The sequence below is a fragment of the Micromonospora sp. GCM10011542 genome, from assembly GCF_042650685.1.
In the GTDB taxonomy this organism is placed as follows: Bacteria; Actinomycetota; Actinomycetes; order Mycobacteriales; family Micromonosporaceae; genus Micromonospora.
Genome location: NZ_JBHSBO010000046.1, coordinates 1 through 2,792 on the forward strand (window position 1 = coordinate 1; position 2,792 = coordinate 2,792).

General features: G+C 71.7%; 1 protein-coding gene. It reads right to left on the reverse strand.

Annotated elements, in window-relative coordinates:
* Positions 1–121 precede the first annotated feature (121 nt).
* Positions 122–2,686 carry a valine--tRNA ligase gene (valS, locus tag ACFOW4_RS16880; protein ID WP_377528723.1) on the reverse strand — a complete coding sequence of 855 codons (2,565 nt, stop codon included), beginning with the start codon at positions 2,684–2,686 and terminating at the stop codon, positions 122–124.
* Positions 2,687–2,792: the final 106 nt, after the last annotated feature.

Here is a 2,792-nt window from a genome sequence, read left to right on the forward strand (position 1 = left end):
GAACCTCGAACACAACAACCCCTGATCAAGTCAGGCATTGCAACGATCCCTAGAACCGAAGCTGTTAACAAGGGGCCCTTCCTCTACCTCAGGCGTTAAGAAGGGCACCTTCCTTCGGAACTCAGAAGGCGCAGGCGATGACGAGCTCCGGGGTGCGGTCGGGGAGCAGGTCCAGCTTGCCGATCCGGCCGGCCGCGCGCAGGTCGTCGGCGACCAGGGTGAGCTGCTCCAGCAGGGCGGCCGGGCCGAGCGCCTCGGCCAGCGGGACCTCCGCCTTCATCGACAGCTTCCGCTCCGACTTGGCCCGCCGCACCTGGCTCAGCGCGTCGCCGGCCAGCCGCAGCAACGCCGGGTCGCCCTCGCCCTCGACCGACCGGGCCACCTCGTACGTGGTGGGCCAGGGCGCGCGGTGCACCGAGCCGTACCGCCACCAGGACCAGACCTCCTCGGTGACGTACGGCAGCACCGGAGCGAAGAGCCGCAACTGCACCGACAGCGCCGACGCCAGCGCCGCCCGGGCCGAGTCGGCCCCCGACCCGGTGCCGTAGGCGCGCTCCTTCACCAGCTCGATGTAGTCGTCGCAGAACCGCCAGAAGAACGCCTCGGTCACCTGCAACGCCGCCGTGTGGTCGTACGCGTCGAAGGCGTTCGTGGCGGCGGTGACCACGGTGGACAGCTCGGCCAGCATGGCCCCGTCCAGCGGCTCGGTCGCCGGGGCGCGCAGCGCGTCCGCGGCGCCCAGCCCGAGCGCGAACTTCGACGCGTTGAGCAGCTTGGTGGCCAGCCGCCGGCCCACCTTGATCTGCGCCGGGTCGAAGGCCAGGTCCATGCCGGGCTTGCCGCTGGCCGCCCAGTAGCGCACCGCGTCCGAGCCGTGCTGCTCCAGCAGGGCCACCGGGGTGACCACGTTCCCCTTGGACTTGGCCATCTTCTTCCGGTCCGGGTCGAGGATCCAGCCGGAGAGCACCGTGTCCCGCCAGGGCAGCACCCCGTGCTCCAGGTGCGCGCGGACCACCGTGGAGAAGAGCCAGGTACGGATGATCTCCTGCCCCTGCGGGCGGAGGTCCATCGGGAAGACCCGCCCGAACAGGTCCGGATCGGTCTCCCAGCCGCCGACGATCTGCGGGGTCAGCGACGAGGTCGCCCAGGTGTCCAGCACGTCCGGATCGCCGACGAAGCCACCCGGCTGGCCGCGCTGCGATTCGTCGTAGCCCGGAGCGGGATCGCTGGACGGGTCGACCGGCAGCGCGGACTCGTCGGGCGTGAGAGGGTTGGACCAGTCCGGCTCGCCAGCGTCGTCGAGCCGGTACCACACCGGCACCGGCACCCCGAAGAAGCGCTGCCGGCTGACCAGCCAGTCGCCGGTCAGGCCGCCCACCCAGTGGTCGTAGCGGTGCTTCATGTGCTCCGGCACCCAGCGCAGTTCGCCGCCCCGGGCCAGCAGCTCCGCCCGCAGCGCGTCGTCCCGACCACCGTTGCGCAGGTACCACTGCCGGGTGGAGACGATCTCCAGCGGGCGGTCGCCCTTCTCGTAGAACTTCACCGGGTGGGTGGTCGGGCGCGGCTCGCCGATCAGGTCGCCGGCGTCGGCGAGCATTCCCACGATCTCCCGGCGGGCGCTGTTGACGGTCTGCCCGGCCAGCGCCGCGTACGGCTGCGCGGGCACCCCGGCCGGCGGCTCGGGCAGCAGCCGGCCGTCCCGGCCGATGACCACCCGGGTGTCGAGTTCGAGGTCCCGCCACCAGGTCACGTCGCTCAGGTCGCCGAAGGTGGAGACCATCACGATGCCGGTGCCCTTCGCCGGGTCGGCGAGCGAATGCGCGTGCACCGGCACCTCGACGCCGAACAGTGGGCTGCGCACGGTGCCGCCCACCAGGTCGGCATAACGCTCGTCGTCGGGGTGGCAGACCAGTGCCACGCAGGCGGGCAGCAGCTCCGGCCGGGTGGTGTCGATGAGCACCTCGCGTCCGCCGGGGCCGCTGAACCGCAGCCGGTGGTACGCGCCGGGGCGCTCCCGGTCCTCCAGTTCGGCCTGCGCCACCGCGGTGGCGAAGCCGACGTCCCAGAGCGTCGGCGCCTCGGCCTGGTACGCCTCGCCCCGGCGCAGGTTGCGCACGAACGCCCGCTGGCTGGTGGCCCGGGCCACCCGGCCGATCGTGGTGTACGTCAGCGACCAGTCCACCGACAGCCCGAGCCGCCGCCAGAGCGCCTCGAAGACCTGCTCGTCGGCGACCGTCAACCGCTCGCACAGCTCGATGAAGTTGCGCCGGGCGATCGGCGTCGGGTCGCGCCGCGCCGCCTCGTCGACCGGGGTGGCCGGTGGTCGCCACACCGGGTCGTACGGCAGCGACGGGTCGCAGCGCACCCCGTACACGTTCTGCACCCGGCGCTCGGTGGGCAGGCCGTTGTCGTCCCAGCCCATCGGGTAGAACACCGCCTTGCCGCGCATCCGCTGGAACCGCGCGACGGTGTCGGTGTGCGTGTACGAGAAGACGTGCCCCATGTGCAGCTCGCCCGATACGGTCGGCGGCGGGGTGTCGATGGCGTACACGTCGGCGCGCTCCTTCGAGCGGTCGAACGCGTACGTGCCCTCCTCCTGCCAGCGGTGCGCCCAGGTCTCCTCGAGCCCGTCCAAACTCGGACGCTCGGGAAGACCGGCGCGGGCCGTCCTCGCCGTATCGGTCATCCTGCGATCGTAGGCACCGGGGGGTGGCCGGACCACGCAGTTACGCCTCAGAGAGTGTTGGGTAACTGGAGGGCTACTTCTGGTTGAGTTCGTCGTCGAGGCGTCG